This is a genomic window from Streptomyces sp. NPDC033221, assembly GCF_055577005.1.
On sequence record NZ_JBVIQN010000012.1, the window covers coordinates 212,378 to 235,746 of the forward strand.

A 23,369-nucleotide genomic window follows, 5' to 3' on the forward strand; every position below is an offset into this window, starting at 1 on the left:
CGCGCGCGGCCGGCCGCACCTCGTAGCCCGATGAACGCATGTCGTTTTGAGGAGTAAGCGATGACCCGATCTCTTGTCGAGGACGTGTGGCCGCTCTCGCCGTTGCAGGAAGGGCTGCTGTTCCACGCCGCCTTCGACGAGGAGGGCCCGGACGTCTACCAGGGCCAGCGGACACTGGCACTGGACGGCCCGCTGGACGCGGACCGGCTGCGCGCCTCGTGGGAGGCGCTGGTCGCCCGGCACCCGGTGCTGCGGGCGGGCTTCCGGCGGCGCAGGTCGGGCGACGCGGTGCAGGTCGTGGCTCGCGAGGTCGAACTGCCGTGGCGGGAGGCCGACGTATCGGGCCTCGAAGCGGCGGACGCCGCCGCCGAGGCGGAGCGGCTGGCCGCGCGGGAGCGGGCCGAGCGGTTCGACCCGGCAGTGCCGCCGCTGCTGCGCCTGCTGCTGATCCGCCTGGGCGCCGAACGGCACCGGCTGGTCATCACCTCCCACCACGTCCTGATGGACGGCTGGTCGATGCCGGTCCTGCTCAACGAGCTGACCACGGTGTACGCGGCGGGCGGCGACGCACGCGGGCTGCCCAGGGCGGCCCGCTACCGGGACTACCTGGCCTGGCTGAACCGGCAGGACAAGGACGCCGCCCGGCAGGCGTGGCGGGCGGAGCTGGCCGGCAACGACGAGCCGACGCTGGTGGCGCCGGCCGACCCGGCCCGGCTGCCGGTGGTGCCCGAGAGCCTGATCAGCGAGATCCCCGCGGACCTGACGCGCGGTCTGGTGGAGCTGGCCCGCGCCCACAAGCTGACGGTCAACACCGTGGTGCAGGGCGCCTGGGCGCTGCTCCTGGCGCGGCTCGCCGGGCGGGACGACGTGGTGTTCGGCGCCACGGTGGCCGGCCGCCCCGACGCGCTGCCCGGTGTCGAGTCGATGGTGGGCCTGTTCATCAACACCCTGCCGGTCCGTGTCCAGCTCGACGGCGGGCAGCCGCTCCACCGGCTCTTCGCCGGCATCCAGGAGCGGCAGACGGCCCTCATGTCCCACCAGCACCTGGGGCTGGGGGAGATACAGAAGCTGGCCGGTCCCGGCGCGGTCTTCGACACGCTGGTGGTCTTCGAGAACTACCCGGCGGCGCCCGCCGGGGCGACCGGCCCCGACGCCTTCACCCTGCGTTTCCTGGAAGGGCGGGAGACTTCCCACTACCCCTTCACGCTGGTCGTCGTGCCCGGCGAGCGGATGCTCTGCAAACTCGATTTCCGCCCGGACCTGTTCGATCACCGCACCGCCGAGGCCGTGTTCGCGCGGCTGGTGCGGGTGCTGGAGCAGATCGTGGCGGACCCGTCGGCGCCGGTGGGCCGGGTCGGCGTCCTGGGGGCGGACGAACGGCGGCTGGTCGTCGACGGCTGGAACGCGACGGCGGCGGAGGCGGCGGGCCCGTCGGTGCCGGAACTGTTCGCGCGGCGGGTGGCGTCGGCGCCGGACGCCGTGGCCGTCAGGGATGAGCGGCGGGCACTGGCGTACGGCGAACTGGACGCGGAGTCCGGGCGGGTGGCCGCGTACCTGACGCGTGCGGGCGTGCGGCGCGGTGACCGCGTCGCCGTCGTGCTGGAGCGGTCCGCCGATCTGGTGGTGGCGCTGCTGGGGGTGTGGAAGGCCGGGGCGGCGTACGTGCCGGTGGACGCGGGGTACCCGGCGGAGCGCATCGCGTTCATGCTGGCCGACGCGCAGCCGGCGGCCGTGGTGTGCACGGAGGCGACGCGCTCGGCGGTCCCGGTGGACGTGGACGGCCGGCTGGTGGTGCTGGACACGCCGGAGGTCGCGGAATGCAACGACCCGGCTTCCCAACTGCCGCTCGCAGCAGACGACATGGCGTACGTGATGTACACCTCCGGTTCCACCGGCGTGCCGAAGGGCGTGGCCGTACCGCACGGGAGCGTCGCGGCGCTGACGGGCGGGCGCGGCTGGTCGCTCGGCCCGGACGACGCGGTGCTGATGCACGCCCCGCACGCCTTCGACGTGTCACTGTTCGAGATCTGGGCGCCGCTGGTGGCCGGCGGCCGCGTCGAGGTGGCACGGCCGGGTGCGGTGGACGCGCAGCGCATCCGCGAGGCCGTGGCGGGCGGGGTGACGGCGGTCCATGTCACGGCCGGGCTGTTCCGGGTGGTCGCGGAGGACGCCCCGGAGTGCTTCGCCGGGCTGCGCGAGGTGCTGACCGGCGGCGACGTGGTCCCGGCCGCGTCGGTGGCGCGGGTGCGCGCGGCGTGCCCCGAGGTGACCGTACGGCATCTGTACGGGCCCACCGAGGTCACCCTGTGCGCCACCTGGCACGTCCTGCGGCCCGGCGACGACGCGGGCGGGGAACTGCCGGTGGGCCGCCCGCTGGACAACCGTCAGGTGTATGTCCTGGACGCGTTCCTGCAGCCCGTGCCGCCGGACGTCGTCGGCGAGCTGTACGTCGCCGGGACCGGGCTGGCACAGGGCTACTGGCAGCGTGCGGGCCTCAGCGCCGAACGCTTCGTGGCATGCCCGTTCGCCGCCGGCATGGGGGTCCCCCCGGCCGAAGGCTGGGGGAGGATGTACCGGACCGGCGACCTGGTGCGCTGGACGCCCGAGGGCGAGCTGGTCTTCGTCGGCCGGGCGGACGCGCAGGTCAAGGTGCGCGGCTTCCGGGTCGAACTGGGCGAGGTGGAGGCGGCGCTGGCCGCGCACCCGGCCGTCGGCCAGGCCGTGGTCGTGGCCCGCGCGGACGGCCCCGGCGAACGGCGCCTGGTGGGTTACGTGGTGCCCGACGGGCAGGAGGCGGACGCGGACCAGATCCGTGAGCACGTCGCCAAGGTGCTGCCGGACTACATGGTCCCGGCGGCCGTGCTGGTGCTGCCGTCCCTGCCGGTGACGGTCAACGGCAAGGTGGACCGGGTGGCGCTGCCCGCCCCCGACTTCGCGGGCCGGGTGTCCGGGCGGGCCCCGGGCACCGCGGCCGAGGAGATCCTGTGCGGTCTGTTCGCCGAAGTGCTCGGCCTGGACCGGGTGGGGGCCGACGACGGCTTCTTCGCGCTGGGCGGCGACTCGATCGGCTCGATGCAGCTGGTGTCGCGGGCCCGCCGCGCCGGACTGGTGCTGACGCCACGTCAGGTATTCGACCTCAAGACGGCCGGGCGGCTGGCGGCGGTGGCGGCCCGTACCGGCGCCGCCGGCCCCGCCTCCGACGCGGGCGAGGGTGATCTGCCCTGGACACCCGTCATGCGGGCACTGGGCGAGCGCGCCGCCCGCCCCGGCTTCGCCCAGTGGATCATCATGGGCGCGCCGGCCGGACTGGGGACGGACGCGCTGACCGCGGGCCTGGCCGCCGTCCTGGACACCCACGCCATGCTGCGCGCTCGCGCCCATGCGGGCGAGCGCCCCACGCTGCACGTGCCCGGCCGCGGCGCGGTGGACGCCGCCGCGCTGGTCACCCGTACCGACGCCACCGACGTGCCGGACGACGCCCTGGACGGCATCGCCGAGGACGCGGCACGTGAGGCCGCCACCCGGCTGGACCCGGCCGCCGGTGTCATGGTCCAGGCGGTGTGGGTGGACGCCGGACCGGACCGGACCGGGCGGCTGGCCCTGATCGCGCACCACCTGGTCGTGGACGGCGTGTCGTGGCGCATCCTCGCCCCCGACCTGCGCGCCGCCTGCGAGGCCGCGCTCGCCGGGGACGCCCCGGAACTCGATCCCGTCGGCACCTCCTTCCGCCGCTGGGCCGATCTGCTCACCGCCCAGGCGTCCGAAGCGGCCCGCACCGCCGAACTCGCCGACTGGACCGCCCTGCTCGACACCGCGGACCCTCTGCTCGGCATCCGTACGCCCGACCCGGACACGGACACCGCGGCCACCCTGCACCGCCGCTCCTGGACCGTGACCGGCGAGGCGGCGGCCGCGCTGCTGAACCGCGCCCCGGCGGCCTTCCACTGCGGAGCGCACGACGTGCTGCTGGCCTCGTTGGCGGGCGCGGTCGCCCACTGGCGGCCCGGTACAGGCGCGGGCTCCGGGCTCCTGGTGGACGTCGAAGGACACGGCCGGGAACCGCTCGACGGCACCGACCTGTCCCGCACGGTGGGCTGGTTCACCAGCGTCCACCCGGTCCGCCTGGACCTCTCCGGCATCGACCTGCCGCAGGCGCTCGCCGGCGGGCCCGCCGCCGGGGCACTGCTCAAGACCGTCAAGGAGCAGGCGCGTGCCGTCCCCGGTGACGGGCTCGGGTACGAGCTCCTGCGCCACCTCAACCCGGACACCGGCCGCACGCTGGCCGCCCTCCCGGACCCCCGGATCGGCTTCAACTACCTCGGCCGGTTCGCGGCGGTCGCGGACGGCGGCCCGGTCGGCCCCTGGCAGACGGCCGGAGCCACCGCGATCGGCGGTACGGCCGCACCGGACCTGCCCGTCCAGCACGCTCTGGAGGCGAGCGCCGTCGTCCGCGACACCCCGGACGGGCCGGCCCTGGACCTCGCGCTGAGCTGGCCCGCCGCCCTCCTCGACGAGACCGCGGTCGCCGGACTCGGCCAGGCCTGGCTGGGCCTCCTCGGCGGACTGGCCGCCCACGCCGACGGCCCCGGCGCGGGCGGCCACACCCCCGGCGACTTCCCGCTCCTGGACATCACCCAGGAGAGCGTGACGGCACTGGAGGCCGCCGTACCGTCCCTGACGGACATCTGGCCGCTGTCACCCCTCCAGGAAGGGCTGCTGTTCCACGCCGCCTTCGACGAGGAAGGCCCGGACGTCTACGAGACCCAGCGGCTGCTGGAACTGACCGGACCCCTGGACGCCGCCCGTCTGCGCGCGTCCTGGCAGACGCTGCTGGCCCGGCACGACGCGCTGCGGGCCGGCTTCCACCAGCGGGAGTCCGGCGACACCGTGCAGGTCGTCGCCGGGCACGTCGAACTGCCCTGGGGCGAGGCGGACGTGTCGTCCCTCCCGGAAGCCGAACGGCAGACCGCGCTGGAACGCCTCGCCGGGAACGAACGGGCCCGGCGCTTCGACCTCGCGTCGGCCCCGCTGCTGCGGCTGCTGCTCGTACGCCTGGCAGAGGACCGGCACTTCCTGGTCGTGACCAGCCACCACATCCTGCTGGACGGCTGGTCCATGCCGATCGTCCTCGACGAGCTCGGCACGGCCTACGCGGCGGACGGCGACGGCACGGGCCTGCGGCGGACCGCCTCGTACCGCGACTACCTGGCGTGGCTGGCCGGACAGGACAAGGATGCCGCGCGGACCGCCTGGCAGACGGAACTCGCCGGCGCCGAGGAATCCACCCTGGTGGCCCGCTCCGGCCAGGGCCGGGCCCCGGCAGAGCCCGAGACCGGCGCCGCCGAGATGTCCGAGGACGGCACCCGGGCCCTGACCGGGCTGGCCCGGCGGCACGGCCTGACCGTCAACACCGTGGTGCAGGGCGCCTGGGCGATGGTGCTGGCGCGCCTCGCCGGGCGGACCGATGTCGTCTTCGGCGGCACCGTCTCCGGCCGGCCGCCGGAGCTGCCCGACGTCGAGTCGATGGTCGGCCTGTTCATCAACACCCAGCCGGTACGGGTCCGGCTCGACGGCGCGGAGCCGGTCCTGCGGATGCTCACCGGCCTCCAGGAGCGCCAGTCCGCGCTCCTGGCCCACCAGCACCTCGGCCTGCCGGAGGTGCAGGGCCTGGCCGGGCCCGGCGCGGTCTTCGACACCATGCTGATGTTCGAGAACTATCCGCGGACCACCGCCACCCTGTCCGGCTCCATGCGGGCGGGCGGCGAGGTGACGATCTCCCAGGCGAACCTGGTGGCCGGCACCCACTACCCGCTGGCCGTGGGCGTCGTCCCCGGCGACCGGCTGCGGATCTACGTGACGTACCGCCCGGACCTGTTCGACCGGCGCGAGGCCCGGCAGCTGGGGGAGCGCGTCGTCCGCGTACTGGAACAGATCGTGGCGGACCCGCAGGCGCCCGTCGGCCGGATCGGCGTACTGGGCGCACCGGAGTACGGCCGTGCCGTGACGGAGTGGAACCCGGCGGCGGCCGGGGAGCCGTCCGCGGCCTCGGTGCCGGAGCTGTTCGCCGGTCAGGTGGCGCGGGCCCGCTCCGCGGTGGCCGTGGCGGACGGGCGGCGAACTGTTCAATATGGCGAGTTGGACACCGAGTCGGACCGTCTCGCCGCGTACCTGAGCGGTCTGGGCGTGGGGCGCGGTGACCGCGTCGCGGTGGTGCTGGAGCGCTCCGCCGACCTGGTGGCCGTGCTGCTGGCGGTGTGGAAGGCCGGGGCGGCGTACGTGCCGGTGGACGCCGGGTATCCGGCGGAGCGGGTCGCGTTCCTGCTGGCGGACTCGGGACCGGTGGTCGTGCTGTGCACCGAGGACACCCGGGCGGCGGTCCCGGCGGATGCGGCCGGGCGGGTGGTCGTGCTGGACGACCCGGGGGTGCGGGCGGCGGTGGCGGAAGCCAGGGGCGGAGCGCAACTCTCGCTGCACGCTGACGACTTGGCGTACGTGATGTACACCTCCGGGTCCACCGGCGTGCCGAAGGGCGTGGGTGTGCCGCACGGCAGTGTGGCGGCGCTGGTGGGGGAGCGCGGCTGGTCGCTCGGCGCGGACGACGCGGTGCTGATGCACGCGCCGCACGTCTTCGACGCCTCCCTGTACGAGATCTGGGTGCCGCTGGCCGCGGGCGGCCGTGTGGTGGTGGCCGCCCCCGGCACGGTCGACGCCCGGCGGGTACGCGAGGCGGTGGCCGCGGGGGTGACATCCGTGCACCTCACGGCCGGCCTGTTCCGCGTGGTCGCGGAGGAGTCGCCGGACTGCTTCGCGGGCCTGCGCGAGGTGCTGACCGGCGGTGACGTGGTCCCGGCGGCGTCCGTCGCCCGCGTACGGGAAGCGTGCCCCGACGTGGTGATCCGCCACCTGTACGGGCCGACCGAGACCACCCTGTGCGCCACCTGGAGGCACCTGCGGCCGGGCGAGCCCGTGACGGACGACGTGCTGCCGATCGGGCGCCCGCTGGACGGCCGGCAGGCGTATGTACTGGACGCGTTCCTCCAGCCCGTACCGCCGGGAGTGGACGGCGAGTTGTACCTGGCGGGCGCGGGCCTGGCGCGGGGCTACCTCGACCGCGCCGGTGCGACGGCCGAACGGTTCGTCGCCTCGCCCTTCGCGTCCGGCATGGGGGTCCCCCCGGCCGAAGGCTGGGGGAGGATGTACCGTACGGGCGACCTGGCGCACTGGACCCACGACGGCGAACTGGTCTTCGCCGGGCGCGCCGACACGCAGGTCAAGGTACGCGGCTACCGGGTGGAGCCGGGCGAGGTGGAAGCCGCGCTGGCCGGGCACCCGGCGGTCGCCCAGGCCGTGGTGGTGGCCCGCGAGGACCGCCCCGGCGAACGGCGCCTGATCGGGTACGTCGTGCCGGACGGGACGGCCGCGGACGCCGAGGCGGTACGCGACCACGTCGCCGGACTGCTGCCCGACTACCTCGTCCCGGCCGCCGTGGTGGTGCTCGGAGCGCTCCCGGTGACCGCGAACGGCAAGGTCGACCGGGCCGCGCTGCCAGCGCCCGACTTCGCCGCGCGCGCCTCGGAGCGGGCGCCGCGCAGCGGGACCGAGGAGATTCTGTGCGCACTGTTCGCCGAGGTGCTGGGCCTGGACCGGGTCGGCGTGGCGGACAGCTTCTTCGAGCTGGGCGGCGACTCGATCATGTCGCTGCAACTGGTGTCCCGGGCCCGGCGCGCCGGGGTGGTCGTCACGCCGTGGCAGGTCTTCGAGGAGAAGACCCCGGAGCGGCTGGCCGAGGTGGCTGAAACGGCCGGGGACGACACCGCGGCCGCGCCGGAACCGGCCGGCGCCGGATCGGGTGAGGTCGCCTGGGCCCCGGTCGTACGGGCCCTCGGCGTACCGGCCGCGACGCGCGGCGAGTTCGCGCAGTGGGCGGTCCTCGGCGCACCCGCCGGGCTCGGCCAGGACGTGCTGACTGCCGGGCTGGCCGCCGTACTGGACACGCACGACATGCTGCGGGCCCGTGTGACGGACGGGCCCGAACCGGCGCTGCACGTGGCCGCCCGCGGTGCGCTGGACGCCGCCGCGCTGGTCAGCCGCGTCGACGCCGCGCACGTACCGGACGACGGCCTGGACGGGCTGGCGGACCGGGCCGCGCGGGAGGCGGTGCGGCGTCTGGCGCCCGCCGACGGCGTGCTGGTGCAGGCGGTGTGGCTGGACGCCGGTCCCGCGCGGACCGGCCGTCTGGTGCTCGCCGTCCACCACCTGGTCGTCGACGGCGTCTCCTGGCGCATCCTCGTACCGGACCTGCAAGCCGCCTGCGAAGCCGTCGCGGCGGAGCGGCGGCCGGACCTGGACCCGGTCGGTACGACCTTCAGGCAGTGGTCGGCCCTGCTCGCCGAACAGGCGACGGACCCCGCCCGCACCGCCGAACTGGAGCACTGGACCGCCGTCCTGGGCGGCCCGGACCCGCTGGTGGGCGAACGCGCCCTCGACCCGGTGCGGGACACCGCGGCAACCGTCCGCCGCCTCACCTGGACCGTGCCCGCCACCGCGGCCGCCGTCCTCGCGGCTCGGACCCCGGCCGCCTTCCACTGCGGCGTCCACGACGTGCTGCTGGCCGCGCTGGCAGCCGCCGTGACCCGGCGGCAGGACGAGCGGGGCCAGGACACCGGCGGCGGAGTGCTGGTGGACATCGAAGGGCACGGGCGCGAGCCGGTCGCCGGCGCGGACCTGTCCCGTACGGTCGGCTGGTTCACCAGCACACACCCACTGCGGCTGCGGCCGGCCGGCCTCGACCTGGACCAGGCCCTGGCGGGCGGGCCCGCGGCCGGCGCGCTGCTCAAGACCGTCAAGGAACAGGCACGCGCCGTACCGGGCGACGGGCTCGGGTACGAGCTGCTGCGCCACCTCAACCCGGCGACCGGCCCGGAGCTGGCCGCGCTCGCGTCCCCGCAGATCGCGTTCAATTACCTCGGCCGGTTCGCCGCCGGTGCCGCACCGGAGACGGTGGAGCCCTGGCAACTGGCCGGCGAGGCGGCGCTCGGCGGTTCCGTGGACGAGGACATGCCCGCCCGGCACGCCCTGGAAGCGGGCGCGGTGGTCCAGGACGGCCCCGACGGGCCCGCACTGACCCTGACCCTCAGCTGGCCCGGCGGGCTTCTGGACGAGGACGCCGTGCGGCGGCTCGGGCAGGACTGGCTCGCGGCGCTTCGCGGCCTGGCCGCGCACACCGAGAACCCCGGCGCGGGCGGGCACACGCCCTCCGACTTCTCCCTCCTGGAGCTGACGCAGGACACCGTGGAGGAGCTGGAGGCCGCCGTACCGGCCCTGGCGGACATCTGGCCGCTGTCGCCCCTCCAGGCAGGGCTGCTGTTCCACGCGGCCTTCGACGAGGAGGGTCCCGACATCTACGAGGGCCAGCGGATGATGGAGCTGGCCGGCCCGCTCGACATCGCCCGGCTGCGGGCCACGTGGGAGACGCTGCTGATCCGCCACCCGTCCCTGCGGGCCAGCTTCCACCCGCGCGCGTCGGGCGAGACCGTGCAGGTCATCGCCCGGGACGTACCGCTGCCGTGGCGCGAGGCGGACCTGTCGGACCTGCCCGCCGACGCCGTGCCGGACGCCCTCCAGGCGCTCGCCGACGGTGACCGCGAGCACCGGCTGGACCTGACCGTGGCGCCGCTGCTGCGGCTGCTGCTGGTCCGGCTCGCCGAACGCCGGCACATGCTGGTGCTGACCAGCCATCACATCGTCAAGGACGGCTGGTCCCTGCCGGTGCTCATCAACGAGATGGCGGCCGTGTACGCGGCGGGCGGCCACGACCGCACGCTGCCGCCGGCCACCTCCTACCGCGAGTACCTGACCTGGCTGGACCGCCAGGACAAGGAGGCCGCACGGGCCGCCTGGCGGGCCGAACTGGCCGGGGTGGACGAGCCGACCAGCGTGGTGCCCGCCGAACTGGTCCGGGCGCCCGCGGTGCCCGAACGCATCCGCTTCGAGCTGACCGACGACCTCACCCGGGGGCTGACCGAGCTGACCCGCGGCCTCGGGCTGACCGCGAACACCGTCATGCAGGGCATGTGGGCACTGCTGCTGGCCCGGCTGACCGGCCGCGGCGACGTGGTCTTCGGGACCACCGTCGCCGGCCGGCCGCCGGAGCTGCCGGGCGTCGAGTCGATGATCGGCCTGTTCATCAACACCCTGCCGGTACGAGTGCACCTGGACGGCGCGCAGCCGGTCGTCGACCTGCTCACCGACCTCCAGCGGCGCCGGACCGCGCTGCTGGCCCACCAGCACGTCGGACTGCCGGAGATCCAGCACCTCGCCGGTCCCGGCGCGACCTTCGACACGCTCGTGGTCTACGAGAACTACCCGCAGCCGCCCGAGACGCCCGCCGACCCGGATTCCCTCGCCGTACGCCCGGCCGGGATCCCCGAGGACCGCGGCCACTACCCCCTCACCTGGATCGTGGCGCCCGGGGAGCGCGTACAGGGCGACTTCATCTACCGGCCGGACGTCTTCTCCCGCGCCCGCGCCGAACGGATGCAGGCCGCGCTGGTCCGGGCCCTGGAACAGGTCGTCGCGGACCCGACGACGCCCGTGGGCCGCGTCCGGCTGCTGGGCGAGGACGAACGCGAACTGGTCGAGACCCGGTGGAACCGGACCGCGGTGCCCGCCCCGGCCGCCACCCTGCCGGAGCTGTTCGCCCGCCGGGCCGCGCAGTCCCCGGACGCGACGGCACTGGTCACGGACGACCGCACACTGACCTACGGCGAACTGGCCGAGGAGTCAGGCCGCCTGGCCCGCTACCTGACCGGGCTCGGCGTCGGGCCGGAACAGCGGGTCGCGGTGGCCGTGCAGCGGTCGGCGGCCATGGTGACCGCCGTACTGGCCGTCTCGATCGCGGGCGGCGCCTTCGTACCGGTGGACCCGGCACACCCGGCGGAGCGCGTGGCATACGTACTCGCCGACGCCGGACCGCCGGTGGCGCTGTGCACCACACAGACCCGCGGCGTCGTACCGGACGGGTACACCGGACACGTTGTCGTCCTGGACGACGCGGCGGTCGCGGCCGGCATCGCCGCACTGCCGGGCGGCCCCCTGACCGACGACGAGCGGACCGCGCCACTGCGCCCGGCCCACGCCGCCTACGTCACCTACACGTCCGGCTCCACCGGGCGGCCCAAGGGCGTCGTCGTCCCGCACGCGGGTGTGGGCAACCTGGCCCACGCCCAGATCGAACGGTTCGCGGTCACCCCGGACTCCCGCGTCCTGCAGATGGCGTCGCTGAGCTTCGACGCCGCCGTCTCCGAACTGTGCATGGCGCTGCTGTCCGGCGCGGCGTCCGTCGTCCCCGGACCGGAGGAACTGCCGCCCCGCGCGCCGCTCGGCGCGGCGCTGCGCCGCTGGGACATCACCCATGCGACGGTCCCTCCGAGCGTGCTGGCGGTGGCCGAGGAACTGCCCGCGGCGCTGGAGACGCTGACCGTGGCGGGCGAGGCGTGCCCGCCGGGCCTGCCCGCCCGCTGGGCCGGGGCCCGGCGGATGGTCAACGCGTACGGGCCGACCGAGACGACGGTGTGCGCCACGATGAGCGCGCCGCTGGCACCGGACACCGGACCGGTACCGATCGGCCGGCCGATCGCCAACTCCCGTACATACGTGCTCGACGCCTTCCTCCAGCCCGTCCCGCCGGACGTCGCAGGCGAGCTGTACGTCACCGGCGTCAACCTCGCCCGCGGCTACCTCGACCGGCCCGGCCTGACCGCGGAACGCTTCGTGGCCTGCCCGTTCGCGCCCGGCATGGGGGTCCCCCCGGCCGAAGGCCGGGGGAGGATGTACCGCACCGGAGACGTGGCACGCTGGACGCCGGACGGCGAACTGGTCTTCGTCGGCCGAGCCGACGCCCAGGTCAAGGTCCGCGGCCACCGCGTCGAGCCGGGCGAGATCGAGGCCGCGCTGGCCACCCACCCGGCCGTGGCCCAGGCCGTCGTGGTGGCCCGCGAAGACCGGCCCGGCGAACGCCGCCTGGTCGGTTACGTGGTCGCCGACACGGCCACCGGCGACCGCGACGAGCGGCTCGAACAGGAGCAGGTCGGCGAGTGGCAGGACCTGTACGACACCCTGCACGCCCACCCCGAGTCCGACGTCCTGGGCGAGAACTTCGCGGGCTGGAACAGCAGTTACGACGGACAGCCCATCCCGCTGGAGCAGATGCGCGAATGGCGGGCCCAGACCGTCGCCCGCATCCGGGCCCTGAACCCCCGCCGGGTGCTGGAGCTGGGCGTCGGCACCGGCCTGCTCCTCTCCCGGCTCGCCCCCGACTGCGAGACGTACTGGGGCACCGACTTCTCCGCGTCCGCGATCGAGGAACTGCGGCGGCACGTCAGCCGCGACCCCGGGCTGGCCGGACGGGTCGAACTGCGCACCCAGGCCGCACACGAGGCCGACGGCCTGCCCGCCGGGTACTTCGACACCATCGTGCTCAACTCGGTCGCGCAGTACTTCCCCAACGCCGGATACCTCCAGGAGGTCGTGGAGCTGGCCGTACGGCTGCTGGCACCGGGCGGCGCGCTGTTCGTCGGCGACGTACGCAACGTCCGGCTCCTGCGGGCCCTGGCCACCGCCGTGCAGGCGGGACGCGCCGGGGACGACGGCGACCCGGCCACGCTGCGGCGGGCCGTGGAGCGCAGCGTCGTACTGGAGAAGGAACTCCTGGTCGACCCGGAGTTCTTCACCGCGCTCCGGGACCGGCTGCCGGACACCGCCGGAGTGGACATCCGGCTCAAACGCGGACACCACCACAACGAGCTGACCCGGTACCGCTACGACGTGACGCTGCACAAGCGGGGAGCCGCCGTGCTCTCCCTCGACGGCGCACCCGAGCGGGACTGGGCGGACGGCAACGGCGGTCTCGCCGCGCTGCGGCGCCACCTGGACGGCGAACGGCCGGACCGGCTGCGCGTCACCGGCGTGCCCAACACCCGGGTCGCGTACGAGGCGGCGCTCGCCCGGGTCGTCCAGGACGGCGGGGACCCGGCGCGGCTGACGGCGGGCGGCGCCGGGCACACGCGCCTGCCCGACGCCGGGACCCCCGACGTCGAGGCGTTCCACGAGCTGGGGGAGAGCCTGGGCTACTGGGTGGGCGCCACCTGGTCCGCCGGTACGCCGGAGACGCTGGACCTCGCGTTCATCCGCTCCGGACTCGCCGACGGCCACGCGCCGGTGGACACGTACGTACCGGCCGGGGGCGCCGCCGACCCGGAGGCCCCGCTGACGGCGTGGACCAACGCGCCGGCCGCGGGCCGCGACACCGGGGCGCTGCTGGCCGCCCTGCGCGAACACGTCGCCGAGCGGCTGCCCGAGTACATGGTGCCCGCGGCCCTGGTGCCGCTGGACCGGCTGCCGCTCACCCCGAACGGCAAGATCGACCGCCGGGCCCTGCCCGCCCCGGACTTCGCCGGGCAGGTCTCCGGTCGCGCCCCGCGCACGCCGGTGGAGGAGACCCTGTGCACCCTGTTCGCCGAGGTGCTCGGCCTCGAACGGGTGGGCATCGACGACAACTTCTTCCACGTGGGCGGTGACTCCGTCATGTCGATGCAGCTGGCCTCCCGGGCCCGCCGCGCCGGACTCACCCTGACGCCCCGCCAGGTCTTCGAGCAGCCGACCCCCGAACGCCTCGCCGAGGCCGTGGAATCGGCACAGACCGCGGACCGTGCACGGGCGGCCGGGAACGTGGGCACGGGCGAGATCGCGCCGACCCCCGCCATGCGGGCGCTCGGCGGGCACGCCTTCGCCCCGGGGCTCGCCGAGTGGACCGCCGTGACCGTGCCGGCCGGCCTGGAGACGCGCACACTGACCGCCGGGCTGGCCGCCGTACTGGACACGCACGACATGCTGCGGGCCCGCGTGGAGCCGGGCGAGGACGGGCAGCCGGTGCTGGTGGCCGGTGAACGCGGCACGGTGGACGCCGCATCGGCCGTCACCCGTATCGACGGCACCCGCATCCCCGACGGCGACCTGGACGCCGTGGCGGACCGGGCGGGCCGCGAGGCGGCGGAACAGCTGGACCCGGCGACGGGCCCCGCGTTCCGGGCCGTATGGCTCGACGCCGGAGCCGGGCGTACCGGCCGGCTGGCCCTCGCGGCGCACCACCTCGTCGTGGACGAACCGTCCTGGCGCATCCTGGTCACCGACCTCGCGGCGGCCTGCGCCGCCGTGGCCGCCGACGCCGTACCGGAACTCGCACCCGTCGGTACGTCCTTCCGGCGCTGGGCCGCGGACCTGGACGCGCGGACAGCCGAGGAGACCAGGGCCAACGAGCCGCCCGCCGAGGAGAGCCGGACCGCCGACGGGCAGCGTCCGGAAGCGCCCGCCACCGCACACCACCGGTCGTGGACCGTACCGCACGACACCGCGGCCACCCTGCTGCACCGGACCCTGCCCCTCTACCACTGCGAGGCCCACGAGGTGCTGCTCGCGGCCCTGGCGGGCGCGATGGCACGCCAAGGAACGGGAGAGCCCGTCCTGGTGGACGTCGAGACGGACGGCAGGCGGCCCGACGCGGACGCGGACGACAGTGAACTGGCCCGTACCGTCGGCAGGTTCACCGTCACCCGCACCGTGCGGCTGGACCTGTCCGGCACCGATTTGGACGGGGCTTGGGCAGGCGGACCGGCGGCCGGTACGTTGTTGAAGGCCGTCAAGGAACACCTGCGCGCCGGTCCCGGGGCCGGCGCGGTCCCGGACGCCCCGCCGGAATCCCGCCTCTCCTTCACCCACCGGGACCGGACCCGCACCGGGCCCGCGGACACGCCCTGGCAGTCGGCCGGACCCGCCGGCGGCACGGCCCGGCTGGTACCGCCCGTCCCGTACGGCCTGGAGGCGAGCACGGTCCTCCGGGGCACACCGGACGAGCCGGAACTGACCCTCGTGCTCGACGGGCCCGCGGACGCGGCGGCCGAACGCATCGGCCGGGCATGGCTGGACCTGCTGTCCGGCCTGGCCGCGCACACCACCGACCCGGCGGCGGGCGGCCACAGCCCCTCCGACTTCGGCCTCCTCGATCTTGCCCAGCAGCAGATCGACGAGCTGGAAGCCGGGTTCACCGACGACAAGCGCTAGCCGAACACGACAAAGCGTTGTGAGGAGAAAGCGATGACCCGATCCATGGTCGAGGACGTGTGGCCGCTGTCACCACTGCAGGAGGGGCTGCTCTTCCACGCCACCTTTGACGAGGAGGGGCCGGACGTCTACACGGTGCAGTCCGCACACGCCGTCAACGGCCCCTTGGACACGGGCCGGCTGCGCACGGCGTGGGAGACCCTGGTCGCCCGGCACGCGGCACTGCGCGCCTGCTTCCGCCGGGTCAGCGGCGCCCGCATGGTGCAGGTCATCGCCCGTGAGGTGGAACTGCCCTGGCAGGAGGCCGACCTGTCCGACCGCGCGCCGCAGGACGCCGACGCCGAGGCCGACCGGCTCGCCGAAGCCGAGCGCGCCCGCCGCTTCGACCTGGCCACGGCGCCCCTGCTGCGCGTCCTGCTGATCCGCCTCGGAGCGGACCGGCACCGGATGGTCGTCACCAGCCACCACATCCTCATGGACGGCTGGTCGATGCCGATCGTCCTCGCGGAACTCTCCGCGGCGTACGCGGCGGGCGGCGACGGCACCGCACTCCCGCCCACCGCCTCCTACCGCGACTACCTCGCCTGGCTGAACCGGCAGGACAAGGACGCCGCCCGCGAGGCGTGGCGCTCCGAACTGTCCGGTGCCGACGAGCCGACGCTGGTGGTCCCGGCGGACCGGACCCGGGCCAGTGTGGTGCCCGAGGACGTCCTGATCGACATACCCGAAGGGCCATCCAGGGACCTGACCGAACTGGCCCGCCGCCACGGGCTGACCCTCAACACCCTGTTCCAGGGCGCCTGGGCACTGGTCCTGGCACGGCTGGCCGGCCGGACCGACGTGGTCTTCGGCGCCACCGTCGCCGGCCGCCCGCACGACCTGCCGCACGTCGAGTCCATGGTCGGCCTGTTCATCAACACCCTGCCGGTACGGGTACGCCTGGACGGTGAACAGCCCGCCATCGACCTGCTCACCACCCTCCAGGAACGCCAGTCGGCGCTCCTCCCGCACCAGCACCTGGGCCTGTCCGAGGTGCAGCAGTTGGCCGGCCCCGGCGCGTCCTTCGACACCCTCGTGGTCTACGAGAGCTTCCCGCGCCCGCCCGCCGGGCCGGACGACCCGCAGGCCCTGACGCTGGAGCCGGCCGGTCTCTCCCGCAACGCGGCGCACTACCCGATCACCCTCGGCGTGTTCCCCGGCGACCGCATCAGCCTGCGGCTGTCTTCCCGCCCCGACCTGTTCGGCGCGGAGGCGACCCGGCTGATCGGGCAGCGGGTGGTCCGGGTGCTCGGGCAGCTGGCCGCCGACCCCACCGTGCCGGTGGGCCGGATCGGTGTTCTGGAGGAGCAGGAGCGCGACCTGGTGCTGGCCGGCTGGAATGCCACCGCCGCCAAGGCGCCCGGCACCTCGGTGCCGGAGCTGATCGCCGGGCAGGCGGCCCAGGTGCCGGGCGCGGTCGCGGTGAGCGACACGCGGCGCTCGCTCTCGTACGCGGAGCTGGACCGGGAGTCGGACCGGCTCGCGGCCTACCTCGCGGGCCGCGGCGTGGCGCGCGGCGACCGGGTCGCGGTGCTGATGGAACGCTCCGCCGACCTGCTCGTCACCCTCCTCGCGGTGTGGAAGACCGGCGCGGCCTACGTGCCGGTGGACCCCGGATACCCGGCGGAGCGGGTCGCGTTCCTGCTGGCGGACTCCGGCCCGTCGGCGGTCGTGTGCACGCTGGCCACCCGCGACGCGGTGCCGGTCGACGCCGCGGCGGAACTGGTCGTGCTGGACGACGACCGGGTCCGGGACGCCGTCGCGGTGTGCCCGGCCGACGCCCCGGTGCCGGTACGCGTGGGAGCGGAGGACCTCGCGTACGTCATGTACACCTCGGGCTCGGCCGGTGTCCCCAAGGGCGTGGCGGTACCGCACGGCAGCGTGGCCGGGCTGGTCGGCGACCTCGGCTGGTCGACGGGCCCGCGCGACGCGGTGCTCATGCACGCGCCGCACGCCTTCGACGCCTCGCTGTTCGAGACCTGGGTGCCGCTGGCCTCCGGCGGCCGGGTGGTCGTCGCCGCGCCGGGCGCGGTGGACGCGCAGGACATCCGGGCCGCGGTGGGCGCCGGGGTGAGCGCGGTGCATCTGACGGCCGGCACGTTCCGCGTCGTGGCGGAGGAGTCGCCGGAGTGCCTGCACGGCCTGCGCGAGGTGCTGACCGGCGGTGACGTGGTGCCCGCCGCGGCCGTCGCCCGGGTGCGCGCGGCGGCCCCGGACACCGCCGTACGCCACCTGTACGGGCCGACCGAGACCACCTTGTGCGCGACCTGGCACCTGACCCGGCCCGGCGCGGAACCGGCCGCGGTGCTGCCGATCGGCCGCCCGCTGGGCAACCGGCAGGTCTACGTCCTGGACGCGTTCCTCCAGCCGGTGCCCGCCGGCACGGTGGGCGAACTGTACGTGGCGGGCACCGGACTGGCCCGCGGCTATCTCGGCCGCGCCGGACTGACCGCGGAACGCTTCGTGGCCTGCCCGTTCGCCCCCGGCATGGGGGTCTCCCCGGCCGAAGGCCGGGGGAGGATGTACCGCACCGGCGACCTGGTGCGCTGGACGGAGGAGGGCGAGCTGCTGTTCGCCGGCCGGGCCGACGACCAGGTCAAGATCCGCGGCTTCCGGGTGGAGCTCGGCGAGGTCGAGGCGGCCCTGGCCGCGCACCCGGGAGTCGGCCAGGCCGTGGTCGCGGCCCGCGAGGACCGGCCCGGCGAACGGCTGCTGGTCGGCTATGTCGTCCCCGACGGCCAGGAGGTCGACACCGACGAGGTCCGCGAGCACGCCGCCAAGATCCTGCCCGGCTACATGGTCCCCGCCGCGGTCATCGTGCTGGGCTCCCTGCCCGTCACCGCCAACGGCAAGGTCGACCACAAGGCCCTGCCCGCCCCCGACTTCGCCGAGCGGGTCTCTCAGCGGGCACCGCAGAACGAGACCGAGGAGATCCTCTGCGGCCTCTTCGCCGACGTGCTCAAACTGGAACAGGTCGGCGCCGACGACGACTTCTTCGAGCTGGGCGGCGAGTCGGGTCTGGCGATGCGGCTGATCGGGCGGATCCGCGAGGAGTTCGACGCGTCCTTGAACCTGCGGCAGTTCTTCAGCGCGCCCACCGCGGCGGGCGTGGCCCGCACCTTGGCGACGAAGGCCCGGCCGGTCCTGACACCGGCCGGCCACGCAGGCGAGGCGCCCGCGACCGTCGCCCAGCTGCGCACCTGGCTGATGACCCGGCTGCACGACAACGGCCCGGCCCACCAGTTCTCCGCCGCGCTGCGCCTGACGGGCGAGCTGGACCGTACGGCACTGGAAGCCGCGCTCGGCGACGTGGCGGCCCGCCACGAAATCCTGCGGACCACCTTCTCCGGCGCCCGCAGCGAACTGCGCCAGCACATCATGCCCGCCACCGACGCCGCCGCCCGCCCGCACCTGCCGGTGACCGCGGCGACCGAGGAGGACCTGCCGGACCTGCTGGCCACCCACGGCGCCCGCCCCTTCGACCTGACACGGGAAGCACCCTGGGCGCCGCACCTGTTCCCCCTGTCGGACACCGAACACGTCCTGCTGGTCACCGTCCACCGCATCGCCGCCGACGAGCAGTCCCTCGATCCGCTCTTCCGCGACCTGTCGGCGGCCTACGGCGCGCGCTGCGAAGGCCGGGCACCCGAACGGGCGCCACTGCCCCTCCAGTTCGCGGACTACGCACTGTGGGAACAGGAGCTGCTGCGCGGCGCCGACGAACCCGAGACCCTGGTCAGCGACCAGCTCACGTACTGGCAGGACGCCCTCGCCGGACTGGCCGGGGAACTGGAACTCCCCACCGACCGGCCGCGCCCCGCACTGCCCTCCCGGCGCATCGAGAAGGTGCCGCTGCGCCTGGACGCCGCGGCGCACGCCCGGCTGATGGCGGCGGCCGAGCCCCGTGACGCCACCGGCTTCATGGTCGTACAGGCCGCACTGGCCCTGCTGCTCACCCGGCTCGGCGCGGGCACCGACATCACCCTCGGCACCGTCCGGGCCCGCCGGGACGAAGACGGCCTGGAAGGGCTGGTGGGCCCCTTCGACGGCCCGCTGGCACTGCGTACGGACACCTCCGGCGACCCCGGATTCCTGGAACTGCTGCGCAGGGTCCAGCAGACGCACCGGGAAGCCGTCAACAACCAGGACGTCCCGTTCGAGCGCCTGGTGGACGCCCTGCCGCTGCCGCCCTCCGTGGACCGGCACCCCGTCTTCCAGGTCGGCCTGAACCTCCACGAGGGCCGGACCGAGGTGTGGGACCCCTGGGAGCTGCCCGGCCTGCGCACCGGCCGCCTCGGTGTGGGCGGTGCGACCGGTGAGCTGGACCTGTCGTTCGACCTGACCGAGCGGCAGCGCACCGACGGCGGCCCGGACGGCATGGACGGCCACCTGACCTACGCGACCGACCTGTTCGGCGAGGACACCGCGCAGGCCTTCGCCGACCGGCTGGTACGCGTACTGGAACAGCTCGCGGCCGATCCCGAACTGCGCCTGAGCCAGGTCGACGTCCTGCTGGACGAGACCGAGTTCCGCCGGCTGGTGGCGGACTCCGCCGGTACGGCGGCCGAGGTCCCGGACCGCACCGTGGTCGAGCAACTGGCCGCACAGGTGGCCCGCACGCCTGACGCGGCGGCCGCCATGGACCGCAACGGCGTACTCACCTACAGCGCGCTGGACGCCGCGAGCAGTCTGCTGGCCCGTCGGCTCACGGCGCTGGGCACCGGCCCCGGGGACGTCGTGGCCGTGGCGGAACCGGTCACCGCCGCCTTCCTGGTCGCCTTGACCGGCGTCCTGAAGACCGGCGCCGCCTGCCGTCCCGTCGACGCCGGCCGGCCGGTCGAGGACATCGGGACGCTGCTGTCCGAGAGCCGCCCCGCCGCCCTGGTCTGCACCACGGCCACGGGCGGGCAGCTGCCCGCTGACGGCCCGGTGCCGACCGTCGCGCTGGACGACCCGGTGTCCGCCTCGCCCGACGGAGCCGTCGCCGCGGCGGGCCCGGGACTGCGGCCGCCCCTGCCCGCCCAGCCCGCGCTGGTGCTCGACGGCACGGCACCGGACGGCACCGCCGCGGTCGTCGACCACCGGACGCTGGCCCACCAGACGGCGTACCGCGCCCACGCCACCCCGGCGGTCCGCGGCACGGCCCTGCTCGACACCCGGGCCCCCGTCGCGGCCCTCGTCACCCCGGCGCTCGCGGCGCTGTGCGCAGGCGGCAGCGTCCGGCTCGGCGCCCCGGAGGACGTACGCACACCCACCGGGCCGGACACCGGACGGCTGCTGGTGACCACCCGGGCCTTGTTGCCGACGCTCACCGAACTCCCGGACGCCCAGCGGCCCACGGAGATCCTCGCGGTGTCGGCCGGCCCGCCGCAGCCCGACGACGACCTGCTGAAATGGCGGGAGACCCTCCCGGACGTCACCGTGGTCACCGGCCACACCGCCGCCGGGACCGCGGGCCCCTGGCTCGAACACCGCGCCGCCCCCGGCGAGCCCGTACCGTCGGCGCTGCCCGCGGGCCGGCCGGTGTGGAACACCCGCGCCTACGTCCTCGACGACCTGCTGCGGCCCGTCCCGCCCGGCGTCACGGGCGACCTGTACGTGGCGGGAGCGGCGACGGCACGCGGCTACGCGGACCGCCCCGGACCCACCGGCGAACGGTTCGTCGCGAGCCCCTTCGGCCCGCCCGGCGAGCGGATGCTGCACACCGGCGACCGGGCCCGGCGCACCACGGCCGGCCTGATCACCATGGCGGACGCGAGCCGGGCACGCCCGGGCGGCACCGGCGCGGCCCGCGGCACCAGCCGGGGCGACCTGGGCGTCCTGCTGCCACTGCGGTCGCAGGGCAGCCTCCCGCCGCTGTTCTGTGTCCACCCCAGCCTGGGGCTGAGCTGGGGCTACCGGGGCCTGCTGCCGCACCTGCCCGCCGACCGGCCGGTGTACGGACTCCAGGCCCGCGGCCTGTCCGGGCCCGAGCCGCTGCCGCTGACCATGGAGGAGATGGCCGCGGACTACGCCGACCAGATCCGCACCGTCCAGCCCACCGGCCCATACCACCTGCTCGGCTGGTCCTTCGGCGGTACCGTGGCCTACGCGGTCGCCACCGCCCTGGAGGCCCAGGGCGAGAAGGTCGCGCTGCTCGCGCTGCTCGACACCTACCACGGCGGGGACACCGGCGAGTTCTTCGGCGAGACACCCGCCGCCCGTGCGGGCGAGGACGTGACGATGCGCCGCGAACTGGGTGAACAGGGCCCGCCGGACGGCGGCGACGCCGCCGGGCTGGGTTTGGACGAACAGGTCCTGGCCAACATCAGGGAAGTCACCATCAACTCGGGCCGGCTCTCCTACGGCTACACGCCGAAGCGGTTCGGCGGCGACCTCGTCGTCTTCGTCGCGACCGTCGACCGGCCCGACGGCTCCCAGGCCTGGGACGCCGTCGCCAGCTGGCGGACCTTCGTCGCGGGGGACATCGACACCCACGACATCGCCGTCGACCACAACAACATGCTCCAGCCGGCGCCCTTGGCACAGATCGGGCGCATCGTCGCAGAGAAACTCCAGGCCATGCGGCCGACAGGGGAAAGGAACCCGTCATGACCAATCCGTTCGACAACGAGAATGGCACCTTCCTCGTGCTCGTCAACGACGAGGGCCAGCATTCGCTCTGGCCCGCCTTCGCGGAAATTCCCGAGGGCTGGACCTCCGTACACGGCGAGGCCGGCCGCCAGGAATGCCTCGACTACATCGACGAGAACTGGACCGATATGCGTCCCAAGAGCCTCATCGCTGAAATGAGCGCGAGCGGCAACGCGTCCTAGACGCTCACGCGAAGCGGCCACGAAGGGGGCGGTCCGCACGCGGGCCGCCCCCGTGGGGGAGGGTCTCGAAGTGCGTACGGAAACTGCGGTGACGGTGGTCATCGGCGATGTCGCCCTGATCGTCGTTGTCTCCTGGCTGCTGGGGGCCGCGGCCCGCAGGATCGGCCAGCCGGCCGTCATCGGCCAGATCGTGGCGGGCATCGCCCTGGGACCGACCCTGCTGGGCCGGCTCCCCGGAAACCTGACGGCGCACCTGTTCCCACGGGAGGTCCTGCCCTTCCTCACCGTGCTGTCGCAGGTCGCCATCGTGCTGTTCATGTTCGTGGCGGGCTACGAGATCGACGCGCGGCAGCTGCGCCGGGGCGGCCGGGCGGCGGCGACCGTGGCCCTCTTCGGACTGCTGGTGCCCGCCGGGCTGAGCACCGGCGCGGTGCAGCTGCTGCCCGGTGTCTTCGAAGCGGTCGACCCGCACCACGCGGGCGGCCGGTCCTTCCTGCTCTTCATGGCGGTGGCCACCGCCATCACCGCGCTGCCGGTCCTGGTCGCCATCGTCCGCGAGCGCGGCCTGGCGGGCACCCCCGCCGGCACGGTCGCGACCACCGCCGCCGGGTCCATGGACGCGGCGGCGTGGCTGGTACTCGCCGCCGCCCTGGTCGGCACCGGTCATGCGCCGGGGCAGCACTGGGCCGTGACGCTGCTGCTGCTCGCCGTGTTCGTGGCCGGCCTGTTCCTGGTCGTGCGCCCGGCGCTGAGCTGGTGGCTGCGGCGCTCCAAGGCGCTGATGGCCCACCAGGTCACCATCGCGCTGGTGCTCGCCCTGGGCAGCGCCTGGGTCACCGCGTCCCTGGGCCTGCACCCGGTCTTCGGCGGGCTGCTCGCCGGCCTGACCATGCCCCGCCGCAACGGTGTACCCGACGCCGACGTGCTGCGCCCGATGGAACAGAGCGCCGGCCTGCTGCTGCCGCTGTTCTTCGTCACCACCGGCCTGTCGTTCAACATCGGGTCGCTGGACGGCGACGCCGGAGTCCTGCTGGCGCTGATCGTGGCCGTTGCCACCGTCGGCAAACTCGTCCCGGCCTACGCGGCGGCGCGGCTGAGCCGCATGGACCGGCATGAATCGGCGCTGGTGTCCGCCTTGGTCAACACCCGGGGCCTCACCGAGTTGATCGTTTTGAACGTGGGACTGGAAGCCGGCGTCATCGGGCCCGGACTCTTCACCGTACTGGTGCTCATGGCGCTGATCACCACCTTCATGACCGGACCGCTGCTGTCCCTGATCGGACGGCGCGGTACACCCGGACCCGGTGTCAAATCGCTTTCCTTGACGGGTTCTCAGAGAAAATTAACAATCGAATAGCAGGCGGACCGGAATCTGCGCGCAAACGTACAGATACATTC

At 74.8% G+C, this 23,369-nt stretch carries 4 protein-coding genes; all 4 read left to right on the forward strand.

Features of this window, described 5'->3' with window-relative positions:
- The first annotated feature begins 60 nt into the window (after positions 1-60).
- The gene (locus ACZ53K_RS18590; RefSeq protein WP_468837401.1) at positions 61-15,117 is read left to right on the forward strand and encodes a non-ribosomal peptide synthetase; all 15,057 of its coding nucleotides are present in this window, start codon (positions 61-63) and stop codon (positions 15,115-15,117) included.
- A 33-nt stretch (positions 15,118-15,150) separates the two neighbouring features.
- Complete coding sequence (locus tag ACZ53K_RS18595) at positions 15,151-21,750, forward strand: amino acid adenylation domain-containing protein (RefSeq protein WP_468837403.1); 6,600 nt, start codon at positions 15,151-15,153, stop codon at positions 21,748-21,750.
- Positions 21,747-21,971: an MbtH family protein gene (locus tag ACZ53K_RS18600; protein WP_361148416.1), complete on the forward strand. Its 225-nt coding sequence runs from the start codon at positions 21,747-21,749 to the stop codon at positions 21,969-21,971. The genes ACZ53K_RS18595 and ACZ53K_RS18600 overlap by 4 nt, the downstream gene beginning before the upstream one ends.
- A gap of 70 nt (positions 21,972-22,041) precedes the next feature.
- Positions 22,042-23,328 (forward strand): cation:proton antiporter, encoded by a 1,287-nt coding sequence (locus ACZ53K_RS18605; protein ID WP_468837406.1) that lies wholly within the window; start codon positions 22,042-22,044, stop codon positions 23,326-23,328.
- The last annotated feature ends 41 nt before the right edge of the window (positions 23,329-23,369 follow it).

What these genes read in the sequence shown, in the direction of transcription:
- ACZ53K_RS18590 (WP_468837401.1), top strand. Translation starts at nt 61, where the DNA reads ATGACCCGATCTCTTGTCGAGGACGTGTGGCCGCTCTCGCCGTTGCAG.
- ACZ53K_RS18595 (WP_468837403.1), top strand. Translation starts at nt 15,151, where the DNA reads ATGACCCGATCCATGGTCGAGGACGTGTGGCCGCTGTCACCACTGCAG.
- ACZ53K_RS18600 (WP_361148416.1), top strand. Translation starts at nt 21,747, where the DNA reads ATGACCAATCCGTTCGACAACGAGAATGGCACCTTCCTCGTGCTCGTC.